Below are 15,221 nucleotides of genomic sequence, written 5' to 3'. Positions count from 1 at the left end.
GGGCGTCACGGAGACGACGGGGTGTCGTGCCGCACCGGTGCCGGAGGAGTACCGCCGCGTGGGCGGAGTGCACCGGGCTCCCCCGACCGGATGCCGTTGCGGCCGGCGTACCCGGGCGTCAGGCGTCGCCGTCGAGGAGATGCTGCGGGATCTCGTGGAAGGTCCACTTGCCGGCGGTCCGGGTGAAGGCCCAGACCAGGTCGAAGCGGTCCGGCCAGGTGGCCGGTGCACCGGAGCCGTCCGCGCCGAGGGCCTTGACGATGTGCGGGATCCGGGAGTGCTCCCAGCAGATCAGGACCGGTGAGGAGATGCCCAGCACGGCCTTGGCCAGGGCCGCCTCCTGGGATTCGGCGTAGTCGGTGTCCACCGGCAGGCCGAGCGCCTTGGCCAGCGGGGTGACGGTCTGCCGCATCCGGTGCGCACCGGCCTTCGGGCCCTGGTCGGTCGCGGCGAAGATCCTGGTCGGGCGGGCCAGGCCGGGCTTGAGCGGCTGGCCCTGCGGCGGGTCGAAGAGCTGCGGCAGGGCCTTGGCCCGGGCCCAGCCGCGTTCGGTCAGGGAGTGGCTGTCCCGGTGGCCGTCGTCGTCGATCCCGGGATGGCTTCCGTCGGGCTTCTCACCATGCCTGATGATCATCACGAACACGTCCCCGGCGGAGCCGCCGGACGGCGCGGCCGCCGCGGCCGTGCCCGTACCCGACGCACCCGCGCCCGACGGGCCCGCCTCGGACGAGGCCTTGTCGCCCTTGCCGTTGTGGTTGCCCTTGCCGTTGTGCGAGGAGCACCCCGTCAGCAGCAGCGGGACGGCCGCGGCCAGTCCGCCGAGCAGCCTGCGCCGTCCCAGCGAACCCGCACCCCGCTCCGGCCGCCCGGCTCCCTGCGTCTCCCCCGTCGATTCCTCGGTCATACCCGGCCCCTCCTCGATCTCCGTTGTCGGTACGGACCATAGCGCCCGGCACTCCCCCGGGAACGGAGGGTCCGCCCGCTCACCGATCCGCACCGCCGCCGTCCGGTACCGGCCGCTGTCAACCTCCCTAAACTCGCGGTGCGTTGGAAGGTGTCGGCACCGGTCGCCCCGGCATGCGCCTTCGCGGCGGCGACGCCCGGCCGGAGTCCGGCCGAGGAGGCCGCCCCAACGGCCGTCCCCCACACGGTCATCCACAGGCTCCGTGGTGCCGAACGCCTCGCCGGTCCTGCCGACCGACCGGTGCACACCCGAGCCACCACCGTCCCCGCTCCCCGCTCCCCGCTCCCCGCTCGAGGCTCGAGGCTAGACTCGGCGCTTCGCTCGATCAGGGAGAGTCGGTATGAGCCATGGCCCGCGCACGGCCGAGGCGGTCTGGGCGGCGGCCGATCTGCCGGCCCGCCGGCTCGCCGGGGTGGCGCTCAACCCGGCGGCCCCGACCGATGTGCTGCTCAGCCTGCTCGACCGCGGCCCCGCCGTCGTACGGACGACCCTCTGCCGGGACCGGGAGCTCCCGGCGGAGGTGGTGGACGCGGTGGTCGTCCACCCCGACCACCGCACTCGGGGCAGTCTCGCCGCGAACCCGCACATCGAACCCGCCCAGCGCGCACGACTGGTGGACGACCCGCACTGGCTGGTGCGCGCCCGGCTCGCCGACGGACCGCGCCCCGGCGCGCGAAGCGAGCTCCCGGAGCACACGGTGGTCCGCATCCTCACCACGTACGAGGCCGAACATCTCGGCTCGCTCTACCGCCAGGTCCCGAGGTCGGCGCGGTGGACCTTCCCCTCGCACCCGGAGCCGAAGGTCAGGGCCTACGCCTGCACCTGGTGGCAGGAACTGACGGCGGCGGAACGGTCGGCTCTGCTCTCCGACCCGGACCAGGAGGTGCGCGAGCACGCCCGGAGCAGGCACAGTCTCCTCGACCCCGAGTACGTGGAGCGCGAACTGCCGGACCGGTCCTGTCACGCGCGCACCCACCTGCTGATGCACGGCGCGCTCTCCCGCCGGACGGTGGCACAGGTACTGACCGCCCCGGCGGGCCCCGAGGACCTGTCGATGATCGCCGGCAATCCGAGCCTCCCGCTCGACGTTCTGGCGCTGCTCGCCCGCCATCCGAACGCCCGGGTGCGCGAGACGGTCGCGGGCCGACCGGAGCTGACGGCACCACAGCGGCAAGCCCTCGCCACCGACCCGGACCCCGCGGTCCGCACCCGGATCTCGGTGCACCCCGCGCTCACCGAGGAGGAACGCGCCGCGATCGACTACCGGGTCGACTCAGACCGGGACTTCGGCCCCGGCGATCTCCCCGCCTGGCACCACGACCCCGGGCAGTCCCGCCGCCGCGCCCTCAGCGACCACCCCCTGCTGCGCCGCCTGGCCGCACAGGACCGCGGCCTGCCGCCGGACCTGGTGGAGCGCCTGTCCCGCGACCCGGACCTCGGGGTACGGGTGCTGCTCGCCCAGAACCACCCCCAGGCCCCCGCCGAACTGCTGCTGCACAGCTTCCTGGACTACACCGGCCACGGACGCTGGCTCCTGACAGACCGCCCGGACTTTCCCACCGAGGGACTGGCCGGCCACGCCGAGGCCGCGGACCCGATGCTCCGAAGGCTCGCCCTCCTCGACCCGCGGATCCGGCCGGAGATCACGGAGCGGCTGTCCGCCGACCCCGACCCCACGGTGCGGGCCGATGCCACCCGGCACCCGAACCTGCCGCAGCACCGGCTCACCGCACTCCTCGACGACGAGGAGCTCGCCCACGAGGCCGCCGCCAACCCGGGTCTGCCCCTGGCCGTGATGCGCCGCCTGGTGGTGGCACTCGACGGCTGAGTGCGGCATGCTCTGCCGCCCCGACGGCTCGGCGCTCCGGCGGCTGCTGGACTGGCTGTGGAGCGCGAGCGACCCTCGCCGGGAGCGGTACCTGCGACTGCTCACGGTGATCAACGGCTGGCCCGCCCCGCAGAGCCTTGCACCGGTGTTCGACTGGTCGGCCCGGGCTCTGCGTGCGCGAACCCCGCACCAGCCCCGCCCTTCGCGCATGACGAGTCCGGACGACCACGCCGAGCGTGCCAGCGGTGACCAGCTCGGTGACGCGCCACCGATCGGGCCGCTCGGACAGGGGCCGCGGTTCGTCGCCCGGCGGGTTCAGTGCTCGGGGAAGCTGAAGGTGTAGCCGTTGGCCTTGAGCCAGGGCAGGAACTCTTCGAGGGCTTCGAGGGTCTGGGCGCGGTTGCCGCCGCCGTCGTGCATGAGGACGGTGGGGCCGCGGCGGACCTGTACCTTGGCGGATTCGAGGATCTTGTCGGAGCCGGGACGCTCCCAGTCGCGGGTGTCGACGTTCCAGCCGAGGGGGCGCATGCCGTGGGCAGCGGCGATCTGGCGGCTTTCGAGGGTGAAGGCGCCGCCGGGGGCACGGTAGTAGTGGACCGGTTCGCCGCCGCTGGCCTGGTCGATCATCTCCTTGGCGTCGAGGATCTCCTTCTGCTGGTAGTCGACGCTCTTGTGGTCCATGGCGGTGTCGTGGCTGACGCTGTGGTCGCACAGGCGGTGGCCGGCGGCGACGACCTGCTTGACCAGGTCGGGGTGGGCCTTGGCGTTGGGGCCGATCATGCAGAAGACCGCCTTGACCTGGTTGCGGGCGAGGACGTCGAGGATCTTGGGCGTCCACCGCGGATCGGGGCCGTCGTCGAGGGTGATGTTGACGGTCCTGCCGGCGTCCTCGGAGCTGCGGGAGACGCTCATGTCGACCAGCGGCGCGGGCAGGCTCGGGTCCGGCGTGCTCGTGGAGGGCGGCACGACGGGGGCTCCGGTCAGCTGCGGCCGTTCCGGGGCTTCCAGGAGCCGGCCGGCCGTGGCGAGCAGCCCGACGAGGACCACGCCCGTGACGACGGTGCGCAGTACCGGGTGGCGGCGTGCGCGGCCCCCCGCGGTCACGGCCGCCGCCTCGGGTACGGCGGCCGCCCCTGGTCCGGGAGCGGTGGCGGCTGCGGTCCGGTCGTGGCCGGTGTGGTCGGGGCGGTTGCTCATGGCGGGGCTCCTCGCGCGGTAGCAGGGGACGCGGCTCTTCGACCGAGTCGGCCAAGACGGTGGAAACCACCGTCCGCCACGCGGTTCCCCGGCCTGTGAGCTGCGTATGAGCGTTTCGCAACAACCTCGCCGCCCCCGCCTCCCACGGCCCCTCCCAGTGCCGGCGGACCGGATACTGGTTGACATGTCACGGGTACTGCTGATCGAGGACGACGCTTCGGTGCGCGAGGCGCTGGCGCTGGGCCTGCGTCGCCAGGGCCACGAGGTGCGCATGGCCGCCACCGGCGAGGACGGGCTGGAGCAGGCTCTCAGGGAGCCGCCGGAGATCGTCGTGCTGGATCTGATGCTGCCCGGGATCGACGGCTTCGAGGTGTGCCGGCGGCTGCGCGCGGACGGAAGCATTCCGGTGATCATGCTGACCGCGCGAGGGGACGACATCGACACCGTGCTCGGCCTGGAGTGCGGGGCGGACGACTACGTGGTCAAGCCGGCACCGTCCCGGGTACTCGATGCCCGGATCAAAGCCGTGCTGCGTCGTACCACCGCCTCGCCCGGCTCCGCGCCCGGGACGGGCGCGGTGCGGGAGGTGCACGGCGACCTGGTGCTGGACCGCGCCGCGCTGACCGTCGCCAAGCGCGGCGTCCCGCTCCCGCTGGCCCCGGGCGACCTGCGCCTGCTGCTGGAGCTGGCCGCCGCGCCGGGCCGGGTGTTCAGCCGTGAGCAGCTTCTGGAGGCGGTGTGGGGGCTGTCCCGGAGCGAGGACATCCGCCTGGTGGACGCGGGGGTGAACCGGCTGCGCGCCAAGCTCGAGGACAGTCCGTCCGCGCCCCGGTACATCCAGACCGTACGCGGTTTCGGCTACCGCTTCGGACCGCTGTGACCACTCCACCGTCCACGTCCCGGCAGCGCACCGGCCGGCCGGGCGCCACCGACGCGGCCGTCGGCCGTCCGGTCCGGTGGTGGCGGGCCGCGATGGGGTTGCGTCCGCGGATGCTCGCCGCGTTCGTCGCCATCGCCGCCCTGACGGCCGTGGCCACCTCGGCGCTCACCTATCAGGCCGCCACCGACTCCACCCTCAACCTGACCCAGAGCACCACCCTGGACGAGCTGCGCCGACGCGTCGACGTCCTCGCGCCCGCCCTGCCCTTCCCGCCGACCCAGGCCGAGCTCGACCGCCTGTCCGTGCGACTCTCGGGCACCGGCGGCTTCCGCGACTGGCGCGTCCTGACCCGGTACGGCACCGCCCGCTCCGAGTGGACCGGTCCCGTCCCCGTCCCGGCCGACCTGCAGAACACCGTCGGCGCGGGCCACAGCTCCTTCCAGCGGTTCACCGCCGACGGGCACCCGTGGCTCGCGGTCGGCGTGCCCGTCACCTACGCCACCACCGGCCCCGCTGCCACGGCCGGCGACCCGTCCGGGCTGAGCGTCTACGCCCTCCTGCCCCTGGACCGTGAGCAGGCCGCCACCAGCGCGCTGCTGGCCGCCGCCGCCGGGGCCGGCGTGTTCGCCGCCGTCCTGGCCGCCGTCCTCGCACTGCTCGCGGCCCGCCAGGTCCTGCGCCCCATCCGCGCCCTGAGAAACGCCGCCTACGCCCTCGCGCAGGGGCAGCTGGACACCCGCCTCGCCGTGTCCGGCCACGACGAACTCGCCCAGCTGTCCAAGACGTTCAACCACACCGCCCGCACCCTGCGGGGCACGATCGAGGAACTGCGGGCCGTCGAGGCCCAGGCCCGGCGCTTCGCCGCCGACGTCTCCCACGAACTGCGCACCCCGCTGGCCGCCATGGTCGCCGTCACCGACATCCTCGACGAGGACGCCGAACACCTGCCTGCCGACACCGCCAGCGCCCTGCGCATGATCAGCTCCGAAACCGGACGGCTCACCCGCCTGGTCAACGACCTGATCGAGATCTCCCGCATGGACGCCGGCGCCGCCCCACTGCGCACCGAGGACGTCGACGCCTCGGCAGCCGTCCGCGACACCCTCGACCTGCGCGGCTGGAGCCAGATCATCGAACTCGACCTCCCCACCGCCCTGCCCGCCCGCCTGGACGCGCGCCGCTTCGACGTCATCGTCGCCAACCTCGTCGGCAACGCCCTGCGCCACGGCCGCCCGCCCGTCCGCCTCACCCTCACCACCGGCGGTCCGCAGCCGTACGCCGACCTGGTTCTGACCGTCACCGACCGGGGTCCGGGCATCCCACCCGCCGAACTGCCCCACCTGTTCGACCGCTTCTACAAGGCCGACAAGGCCCGCACCCGATCCGAGGGCAGCGGGCTCGGCCTGGCCATCGCCCAGGAGAACGCCCGCCTGCACGGCGGGACGATCCAGGCCGCCAACGCCCCGGACGGCGGCGCAGTGTTCACCCTCGTCCTGCCGCTCGGGCCGGGGCCGCTCACCAAGGACTCCCCATGACGATCCGTCGACCCGCGGTCGCCGCGGCGGCGCTGCTCCTCACGGCCTGCGGCTGCTCGATCCCCGACACCGGCGGCGCGGTGAGGACGGGCGGGCCGGCCACCGGGATCAAGCCCGGAACCCGGCTGTACTTCCTCAGCCCGCAGGGAATCCGCCTGACCATCCGGCCGGGTACCGAACGCGAGAGCCTCCAGCAGACCCTGGACGCCCTCATGGCCGGCCCCGACCAGACGGAGCGGCACACCGGCCTCTACAGCGACCTGCCCGGCTCCGGCCGGGTCACCGCCTCCAGCGCGGGCGGCACGGTCACCCTGCGCCTGTCCTGGCAGACCGCCTCACTGAGCCCCTCCGCGATCCAGCAGCTGGTCTGCACCGCCGAGGACGCCCCGGCCCCCACCGCCACCGTCCCCCGGATCGCCCTGGTCAGTAGCGACGCCCCCGCACCGGTCTTCCAGCAGTGCGACCTGCACCGCACCGGATGAGTCCGAAAGGGCTCCCGGTGATGCCGGTGATGCCGAAGACGACAGGGCCCGGCCCACGCCATCGCGGCGGGGTCCGGGCCCTGTCATCGGGATTGCCTTCCGGCGTCAGGAGTCGCGGCGGGGTACCGCGGCGGCGGTGGTCCGGTGGACGAGTTCCTCCAGCGGGCCTCGCCGGAAGACCCGCCGCCACAGCACCGAGGCGGCAAGCGCCACCACGGTGTACACCACGTACGGGATCAGGGACTGCGGGGCGTGGCCGATGCCGCCAGGGCCCTTGCCCAGAAAGCGGTTGGTGATGACGTCCTGGACGAAGTACCAGGTCATCGCCATTCCGCCAGTCGCGGCCAGCGGCCACAGCGTCCGCCGCCACACCTGGCGTTCGGTCAGCAGGAGCAGGCCGCCGAGCAGGGCGAGGGACACGCCGACCGTCCAGCCGATCTGGAGGGCGCTGTACTCGGCGATGCCCGGGCCGGGCTTGGACATGGCCCACAGTTCGGCCCAGGGGACCTTGGGCATCGGGGGCATCTCCGGCATCGGCGGCGGCCCGGTCAAGGGCCCGTCCGACGCGGCCGGCGGCGGGGGCGGCGGCGCCATGAGCGCGGTGGTGAAACGGTCGATCGCCGCGCCCTGGCCGAGCGGGTGCAGGATCAGCCACGAGGCCAGCCAGCCCCCGACCGCGACCGCCGTACCGGTGACGGCCATCCGCACCCGCACCGCGCGCTCGCGCAGGTTCAGGCGGCCGATGCCGAGGCCCGCCAGCAGCAGCGGCAGGGCGTAGAAGGTGTCCACGTCGAACAGGTACGACTGGAACACCGCGAGCCATTCCCCGGGGTGGGCGAGCACCGCGAGGCCCTCGGGCAGCTGCGGGGCGCCCGGGCCGACCGGCGGCAGGAACGACCAGTCCTGGCCCCAGTTCGCCTTGGCGATCTGGAACACCGGTACCGCCAGCGCGAGCACGCCGGAGGCCGCGAACAGGATCCGCGCCCGCAGTCGGGTCCACGGGATCAGGAACAGCAGCCACCCGGTGTACGCGGTGATGATGTTCCCCACGCCCGACACCTGCTCAAGGCACAGGCCCAGCAGGAACAGCACCCCGGCCCGGACCGCGATCCGCGCCCGGGCCCGGCGCATCGCCGCGCCGGCGAGCGGGGCGGCGCCGCCGCTCAGCAGCGCCACCGACACACCCGCCAGCAGGAAGAAGACGCTGCGAGCGCGGGTGTCCAGGAAGCCGTTCAGCCACTCCAGCGGCCCGGGCCACTCGTGCCCCATGGGGGTCGCCTCCAGCCACCCCGTGGGCACGAAGTGCATCCACACCATCCCGAAGACGGCCAGCGCCCTCAGGACGTCCACGGCCAGCAGACGGCCCATCGGCGTCTGCTGCGCGGCGTCCCGGCGCCGGGACGCCCTCGGCGTCCGTTCCGCCACCGACTCGGTAATCACGACAACTCCTTCGAACGACGTCAGGAGCCATCACGCTAGGAAGCCGGTATCAGCCCACCTCTATCGGACGATGACCGTTTCGTCACAGCGCCTGTCACCGCACACCGCCGCCCGCCGGTCGTCGGCCGGCGCCGGCTGATGAGACCGGAGCCGGACGACGAGGCTGACGCCGGCTGACGAGGCCGGCGTCAGCCTCGCGGGACCGGTGTCAGCCCGCGGGACCGGTGTCAGCCGACGAGACCGGCCAGCCGCGCCGCCAGGGCGTCCGGGCCCGGCATCTCCGCGATCTCGGCGCTGACCTCGCGGGCGGCCTTGGCCGACCCCTCGTCGGTGAGCAGCCGGTCCAGCAGCGCGGGGTCGACCTCCCCGGCGCTCGCGCTCAGCCCGGCTCCGCGCTCGCGCACCGCGTCCGCGTTGATGAAGCGGTCGGACCCGTCGGGCAGCACCAGTTGCGGGATGCCCGCGTCCAGTGCGGCGAGTGCGGTGCCGCTGCCGCCGTGGTGGATCGCGGCCGCGCAGGTGTCCAGCAGTGCCCGCCACGGCACCCAGCCGCACGAGCTGACGTTGGCCGGGAGCGCGCCGAGGGTGCTGAGGTCGAGTTCGCCGGTGGCGAGCACGAAGTCCGCGTCGACCTCGGCGGCCGCCGCGACCACCCGCTCGATCCTGGTCAGCCCGTCGATCCTGGGCGGCTCGGTGCCCAGCGTCACCGCCACGCGCGGGCGGTCGGTGGGCACGGCCAGGTGGTCGGGCAGTGCGGCCTCCCCGTTGTAGGCGACCGGCCGCATCGACCAGCCGTACAGCTCTCCCCCGGCCATGCTCGGTGGCGCCAGGTCGATGGTGTGCACCTGCCCCGGCAGCCGGTCGACACCGTGCCGGGCGAAGGTCTCCGCCATCTCGGCGAGCATCAGCTCTCGCAGCCTCGGGGTACGGACGAACCCCAGGTCGTGCTGGACCGCGGGGACGCCCAGGCTGGTCGCCGCGAGCAGGGCCACCGGGAAGAGGTACTCGTACACCACCAGGTCCGGCCGCCAGCTCGAGGCCAGCTCGACGGTCGCGTCGGCCACCGCGTTGTTGACGTGTGCGGCCAGCGGTACGAAGGCCTCGCGGTCGGCCGCGTTGGTCTCGACCACTCGTTGCAGCAGTTCGGGCCGCCGGATCCGGCCGGCTTCCCGGATCTCCTTGCGCCAGTCGACTCCCGGGGCCAGCGGCAGGAACGGCAGCCCTGACCGGGCGACCGTCTCCCCGCCGTCCATCGAGGTCACCGCGACCTCGTGGCCCAGCTCGCGCAGTGCCCTGGCCAGCGGGACCAGCGGGAAGAGATGGCCGACACCTGGCGCGCCGGCGAACAGTACTCGCATGAGGAACCTCGGAGGGTGAATGGGCGGGATCAGCCGGCGGCGCGGTGCAGGGCGGCTTCGAGACCGTCGAGCACCGCGTTGCAGTCGCGGTGCAGGGTCTCGGCGTCGACGGCGCTCAGCAGGTAGACGCCGAGCCAGTTCCGCGAGCCCGCGGCGGGGTCGAAGGCCGGTACCGGCCGGCCCGTCGGCATGGCGAAGGCGGGTACGGCCTCGATGGTGCTGCCCGGGGAGAGCAGGCGCTGCCAGTCCACGGCCTGCGGGTTCCACTCCGGCCTGGTCCGCCAGGGCACGCCTGCCGCGTCGGCGGGGACGACGGCCACCGAGGCGGCCGCCCTGACGCCTTCGGTCAGCATGGCCTCGGGGTACTCCACCCGTTCGCCCAGCAGCTGCCTGACCAGCATGCCGATCGGGTCGAGTCCGAACACCTCGTGGACCTGCCTGGTCGTCAGCAGGCCGCCGAACCGGGCCGCGGTCTCGATGACCACCAGCTCGCCGTCCTTCATCAGCTTGAGCTCGGTGTGCGTGCCGCAGTTCTCCAGCCCGAGCGCGTCGACGGCCTGCCGCGAGACCTCCTCGATCCGGCGCTGCAGGGGCACCGGCATGACGCACGGCGAGGTGCTCGCCACCTCGACGAAGGACGGCACGGTCGGCAGCTTGGCGGTGATGGACAGCGGGTGGTAGACCCCGTCCGCGACGATGCCCTCCACGCTCACGTAGTCGCCGAAGCCGGGCTCCTGGTACCAGCCCTCGGTGGAGCCCTGGGCGATCTCCTCGACCAGCCGGTCCCGGTCGGTGTCCGGGGCGTAGAGCTCGTTCATGCCGACCCGGCTGCCGGCCTGGAGTCCGCGCTCGATCTCCTCCCAGGCCCCGGCCGCGTCCTCGGCCGAGTTCAGCACGATCTGGGCGACCGAACCGGCGCCCCAGGCCGGCTTGAGCAGCAGCGGCGGGGTGAACTCGGCCAGTGCGGCGCTGAGGTCGGCGATGCTGTCGACCCGGCGGAAGCTGGGTATCGGTACTCCGGCGGCGGCCCAGGCCTCCCGCATCAGCCGCTTGTCCCTGGCGCGGAGGATCCCGGCGCCGGCACCGGCCAGATTGAGCCGGCTCGCGGCGTGCGCGACCGCCAGCACCGCGAACTCCGAGAGCGTGAGCACGGCGTCGGCCCCGATGGACTTCGCGTACTCCACGATCAGCTCGACCAGTTCGTCGCCGCGCGGCGCGTCGGCCACCTCCTCGATGCTGGTACAGCTGGGCCGCCACACCTCCTCCGCGATGGCGGGCAGCGGTGCCAGTGCGAGGACGTGCAGCTCCCCGCAGGCGGCGATACGCGGGAAGGCGTACTCCAGCGGTGCTCCGCCCTTGACGTAGACGTACAGAATCCTGTTCAACGTACCTTCTCCTGACGGTGGTTCAGTTGGCCCGGCACTACCCGGCGGTCCGGAAGGGGCGCAGCTGCAGCAGGCTGATCCGGTCGCCCTCGACCGCCCACTCGATGTCGACCGGGGCGGTGAAACCGTCGTCGGGCGAGAAGTGCGACTGCAGCAGCCTGCTGATCAGGGCCAGCCGGCGGAGGACCTCCCTGGTCGCGGCGGGCAGGTCGGCGGCGGCGGAGCCGAGCGAGACCGTGCGGCTGGTGCCCTCCATGGTGTTGCACAGGTACTGGAGCGGGGCGCCTTCGCCGGTGACCACCTCGGTCACCGAGCGCTGCGAGACGTTGAGGTAGACGTCGCGGAAGTCCTGCGGGCTGAGCGGGTTGCAGGTGACCAGCACACCGCCGGTGGTGGCGCCCACCTGCTCCTGGACGATCACACCCATGCGGCAGTGGTCCAGCGGGATGCCCGCCTGGTGCCGCAGGAGTACGGCGCGCGCGGACAGCAGGGAGGCCCACACCTCCTTGACGGCGTCCAGGACCGCGTCCGTGCCGGTGACGTGCGCCACCGACTCGTAGAGTCCGGCGGCGGAGAAGCCGGGCAGGTCCTCGGCGTTGGAGGAGCTGCGGACCACATGGACCGGGACGCCGTAGAGGTGGCGGTCGATCGCGCGGCCGATCTCGGCCCGGATCTCCTGTGGCAGCGGGGTGTCGCGGATCAGCCGCTGCAGTTCCGCGCAGAGCCGCTCGGTCTGCGAAGTGCCCGACTCCAGTGCGCTGTTCAGCCGGTCCAGCGCTTCCCTGAGCTCCGGTGAGGAGTCGAGGAAGCGCTGCTGGAGGGAGAACGGCAGCACGATCCCCCGCGGTACCTGGGTGTGTTCCTTCACCAGGTGTGCCACGGCGGCCGTCAGCTCGGTGTCGGCGGCGGTCTCCGGGAGGTCGAGTTGCCGCGCGAGGTACCGCAGCAGGTTGTCCCGGGGCGGCCGGGGGACGCGGTAGTAGCCCAGCCAGCGCGGTGATCCGTGCTGCAGCAGGTCGTGGAGCTCACCGAGGTTGGCGGCCTTGGTGCCGAACCGGACGTGGTCGCCCGCGCGCAGGTCGGACAGCGGGGCGATCGGGGTCGGCGTGAGGTCGGGCAGGTCCACGGTGACGCGCTCGGCCGCGGGTCGTGGCGGCTCCTCGCCGTCGTGGCGCCGTTCGGCGGCTTCCAGGACGAGGTCGGCGGCGTCGGTGTCGACCCCGTAGTCGACCCACCGGCCGTCGAGCCCTGCGCCGTCGATCCGGTCGATGACACCGATCCTGACGGAGTTGGGGATCCGCCACCCGGCGGCCATGACGTTGATGTGGGAGAGCGGGGTGGTGTGCTCGGTGTGGATGATGCCCGACACCCGGGGGATGTCCTCGGGAACCCGGGGCATCACGATGATGTCGTGCCACTCCAGCGGTTCGACGGCCGCCCGGTACTCCTCCTCGGACCGGAACACCCGCAGCCGCCCGTGGGCCCTGCCGGGGTTCAACGGCACGAAGGAGGCCGTGGAGTAGAGCTCGTGGGCCAGGATCCTGGGTATCTCGGACACCGGGATGTCCGCGACGTAGCCCTCCTGCAGGTGGTTGGCCGGTTTGAGGAACAGCGGCACCGAGGAGTCGATGTGGTCGCGTACGCAGTGGTAGAAGAACCGCAGCATGTCCTGGGACATGGTGTCGACGTCCACGGTCTCCAACGACAGGAAACCGGGAGCCTGTTGGCCGCCCTCCGGGTCCTGCCGGGTGTGCAGCGCGAGCGTGCCGAGATAGAAGCGGCGGTCGGGATTTCGGTAGACGTCGTCGTTGAAGGAATCGAGGCGGCCGGCCAACTCGTCGATCGACATGCCGAGTATCTCGCACCCGATGTAGCGGACGTGGAGTGTGCCGTCCGCGCTGTCGATGAAGTGGAGCACCGACTCGGTGCGGTCGAGCACGATTTTCACATAGGGGTAGCCCCCGACCTCTCCGGCTAGTCGGGAAAACTCCGGGAGCGTGAGTTCTTCGTCTACGAGGCGGGGCCACGTGGTCGCAGCATTGCGATCCGGACGGTGAATGCGCACAGTTCAGCCATTCGTCATCGTGTACACGGGAAGTGTGCACCAGGTCAGAAGGGTGGTACGGCTACGCACATATTGCCATCCAATCTGAACTTTTGACGAATAGTCATACGACTTCCGGTCAATTTGGATTGGTTCAGCCATAAAAATCCCGCCGACAACCCACGCCCGCAGGTCAAGTTGTGGCAAAGGTCACAGCAAGGAGGCGCCCGGACGGCCGGACGGTCCGGGATTTTCGGAATGTTGATTTCTGCACGATCCCCTGCGCCGGAAGGACGTTGACCCGATCCGCAGCCGCTCTGACGGCATGTCATGTTCAGTGCCACAAAGTGCGTCGAAGACCTACTCCCGCCGCACTCGCGCCGGTACTGTGCTCGCCACCGACATCCCGCCGGGGAGGGGACGTTCATGGCGATCGCACGAAGATCGGTGCTCAAGGGGTCGTCGGCGGCGGGCGCCGCCCTGGTGGTGGGCGGCGCCACCGAGGCCTGTGCCGAACCGGCCTCCTCGCCGGGCCCGTTGCTCCAGACCCTCCCGCACCGGCTCGGGGCGCCCAGCGTGAGCGGTCTCCACCTGCAGTTCGGCACCGACCCCGCCACCGAGATGACCGTCTCCTGGCTCACCCCGCAGTCGGTGCGGCAGCCGCAGGTCCGGCTCGGCTCACCCGACGGCGGACTCGGCCGGGTGGTCGCCGCCGAGACCAGGACGTACCGCGACGCCTTCACCAAGGAGGAGGTGTACGTCCACCACGCCCGCCTCACCGGGCTCCGCCCGGGCACCACCTATCTGTACACGGCCGCGCACGAGGGCGCCGCCCCGGAGACCGGCTCCTTCACCACCGGCCCGCGCGGCCGCGCCGCCTTCACCTTCACCAGCTTCGGCGACCAGGCGACGTCCAACCTCCGCCGGACCGTCACCCTGCCGCCCGACGTCCCCTCGCCGACCGGGGGCTTCCCGCTCTACACCAGCAGCCAGGTCGGCTCGGCCGCCTCCGCGGACATCGTGGCCGCCGTGGAACGGGTCGGCCCGCTGTTCAACCTGGTCAACGGCGACCTCTGCTACGCCTCCGCCGGCCCCCGCTTCGGACAGAGCCGCACCGCCACCTGGGCGGACTGGTTCATCAGCAACAGCCGCTCCGCCCGGCTGCGCCCCTGGATGCCGTGCGTGGGCAACCACGAGAACGAGCAGGGCAACGGCCCCATCGGCGTGGCCGGTTACCAGACGTACTTCGAACTGCCCCGCTCCGCCGCCTCCCTGGACCAGGAGACCCGGGGCATGTGGTACGCCTTCACGGTCGGCGCCGTCCGCTTCGTCTCCCTCGCCAACGACGACGTCGCGATCCAGGACGCCGGCGACAGCTATGTGCACGGCTACTCCGGAGGCGCCCAACGGAACTGGCTCGAAAGGGAGTTGATGGCATCGCGAGCAGACCGCTCGATCGACTGGATCGTCGTCTGCATGCACCAGCCGATGGTCTCCAGCACCAAGTCCGGCAGCGGGAGCGACCTGGGCGTACGCAGCTCCTGGGGCCCGCTCTTCGACACCTACGGAGTCGACCTCGTCGTCAGCGGCCACGAGCACCACTACGAGCGCTCGCACCCCGTACGCGGAGCCCTCCCCAACGAGACCCGCACCCCGATCCCGGTCTCGACCCGGACCGACGTGATCGACACCGGCCGGGGCACCGTCCACATGGTCATCGGCGCCGGCGGCAACTTCGCCACCTCCGAGAGCGACCTCTTCGACCGGCCATACGGCCGGGTCATCGTCTCCCTGAGCAGCCAGGTGGGCAACTTCCTGCCGAACCACCGGGATCCGGTCTGGGTCACCGAGGACGCTCCCTGGGCCTCGGTCCAAGACCGCCGGCACAACCACGGCTTCGCCGCGTTCGACGTCGACCCCGGCGACCGCCGGACCGGCCGCACCCGGATGCGGGTCACCTACTACACCTTCGACGGCCCCCACGGCGACCTGACCCCCGTCGACTCCTTCACCCTGGAACGGCAGCGCTCCGACGCCCGCGGCTGACCCCGGCACCACACGGCGGGACGGCCGGACGGGCCGGGCCGGCAGTACCGGTCCGGGCCGTC

The 15,221-nt window shown here is 72.5% G+C and carries 12 protein-coding genes; 6 read left to right on the top strand and 6 right to left on the bottom strand.

Annotation, left to right across the window (positions count from 1 at the left end):
• Window positions 1-118 precede the first annotated feature (118 nt).
• Window positions 119-904, bottom strand: coding sequence for a hypothetical protein (locus tag ACSMTC_RS34285; protein ID WP_436563635.1), 786 nt, complete (start codon window positions 902-904; stop codon window positions 119-121).
• 400 nt (window positions 905-1,304) lie between these two features.
• On the opposite strand from ACSMTC_RS34285, the gene ACSMTC_RS34280 reads away from it, so the two are divergent.
• Together ACSMTC_RS34280 and ACSMTC_RS34275 are read left to right on the top strand one after the other, a co-directional pair.
• The gene (locus ACSMTC_RS34280) at window positions 1,305-2,792 is read left to right on the top strand and encodes a hypothetical protein (RefSeq protein ID WP_436563634.1); all 1,488 of its coding nucleotides are present in this window, start codon (window positions 1,305-1,307) and stop codon (window positions 2,790-2,792) included.
• A gap of 7 nt (window positions 2,793-2,799) precedes the next feature.
• Window positions 2,800-3,135 carry a hypothetical protein gene (locus ACSMTC_RS34275; RefSeq protein ID WP_436563633.1) on the top strand — a complete coding sequence of 112 codons (336 nt, stop codon included), beginning with the start codon at window positions 2,800-2,802 and terminating at the stop codon, window positions 3,133-3,135.
• Here ACSMTC_RS34275 and ACSMTC_RS34270 read toward each other — a convergent pair.
• On the bottom strand, window positions 3,108-3,989 hold the full coding sequence (locus ACSMTC_RS34270) for a polysaccharide deacetylase family protein (protein WP_436563632.1): 882 nt from the start codon (window positions 3,987-3,989) through the stop codon (window positions 3,108-3,110). The genes ACSMTC_RS34275 and ACSMTC_RS34270 overlap by 28 nt on opposite strands.
• Window positions 3,990-4,173: 184 nt before the next feature.
• Here ACSMTC_RS34270 and ACSMTC_RS34265 point away from each other — a divergent pair, with 184 nt between their 5' ends.
• The 3 genes from ACSMTC_RS34265 to ACSMTC_RS34255 are packed head-to-tail and all read left to right on the top strand — an operon-like array spanning window position 4,174 to window position 6,886.
• Window positions 4,174-4,869 carry a response regulator transcription factor gene (locus ACSMTC_RS34265; RefSeq protein WP_436563631.1) on the top strand — a complete coding sequence of 232 codons (696 nt, stop codon included), beginning with the start codon at window positions 4,174-4,176 and terminating at the stop codon, window positions 4,867-4,869.
• Window positions 4,866-6,404: a HAMP domain-containing sensor histidine kinase gene (locus ACSMTC_RS34260; protein WP_436563630.1), complete on the top strand. Its 1,539-nt coding sequence runs from the start codon at window positions 4,866-4,868 to the stop codon at window positions 6,402-6,404. Before ACSMTC_RS34265 ends, ACSMTC_RS34260 begins: the two co-directional genes overlap by 4 nt.
• Window positions 6,401-6,886, top strand: a complete 486-nt coding sequence (locus tag ACSMTC_RS34255) for a GerMN domain-containing protein (RefSeq protein WP_436563629.1) — start codon at window positions 6,401-6,403, stop codon at window positions 6,884-6,886. Before ACSMTC_RS34260 ends, ACSMTC_RS34255 begins: the two co-directional genes overlap by 4 nt.
• A 105-nt stretch (window positions 6,887-6,991) precedes the next feature.
• On the opposite strand, the gene ACSMTC_RS34250 is transcribed toward ACSMTC_RS34255, so the two are convergent.
• The 4 genes from ACSMTC_RS34250 to ACSMTC_RS34235 all read right to left on the bottom strand — a co-directional run bounded on the left by ACSMTC_RS34250 (window position 6,992) and on the right by ACSMTC_RS34235 (window position 13,008).
• Window positions 6,992-8,326, bottom strand: coding sequence for a DUF418 domain-containing protein (locus tag ACSMTC_RS34250; RefSeq protein WP_436563628.1), 1,335 nt, complete (start codon window positions 8,324-8,326; stop codon window positions 6,992-6,994).
• A gap of 227 nt (window positions 8,327-8,553) precedes the next feature.
• On the bottom strand, window positions 8,554-9,684 hold the full coding sequence (locus ACSMTC_RS34245; RefSeq protein WP_436563627.1) for a nucleotide disphospho-sugar-binding domain-containing protein: 1,131 nt from the start codon (window positions 9,682-9,684) through the stop codon (window positions 8,554-8,556).
• Window positions 9,685-9,713: 29 nt separating this feature from the next.
• Window positions 9,714-11,069, bottom strand: coding sequence for an ATP-grasp domain-containing protein (locus ACSMTC_RS34240; protein ID WP_436563626.1), 1,356 nt, complete (start codon window positions 11,067-11,069; stop codon window positions 9,714-9,716).
• Window positions 11,070-11,106: 37 nt separating this feature from the next.
• Window positions 11,107-13,008: a PEP/pyruvate-binding domain-containing protein gene (locus tag ACSMTC_RS34235; protein WP_436563625.1), complete on the bottom strand. Its 1,902-nt coding sequence runs from the start codon at window positions 13,006-13,008 to the stop codon at window positions 11,107-11,109.
• Between the two features lie 531 nt (window positions 13,009-13,539).
• On the opposite strand from ACSMTC_RS34235, the gene ACSMTC_RS34230 reads away from it, so the two are divergent.
• The gene (locus ACSMTC_RS34230; protein WP_436563624.1) at window positions 13,540-15,159 is read left to right on the top strand and encodes a purple acid phosphatase family protein; all 1,620 of its coding nucleotides are present in this window, start codon (window positions 13,540-13,542) and stop codon (window positions 15,157-15,159) included.
• The last annotated feature ends 62 nt before the right edge of the window (window positions 15,160-15,221 follow it).

Origin of the sequence: Kitasatospora sp. HPM-01-4, from assembly GCF_051374625.1 — a bacterium.
Lineage (GTDB): Bacteria > Actinomycetota > Actinomycetes > Streptomycetales > Streptomycetaceae > Kitasatospora.
Note: the sequence above shows the minus strand (reverse complement) of the source record. Positions and strands in the feature narration are given on the sequence as shown.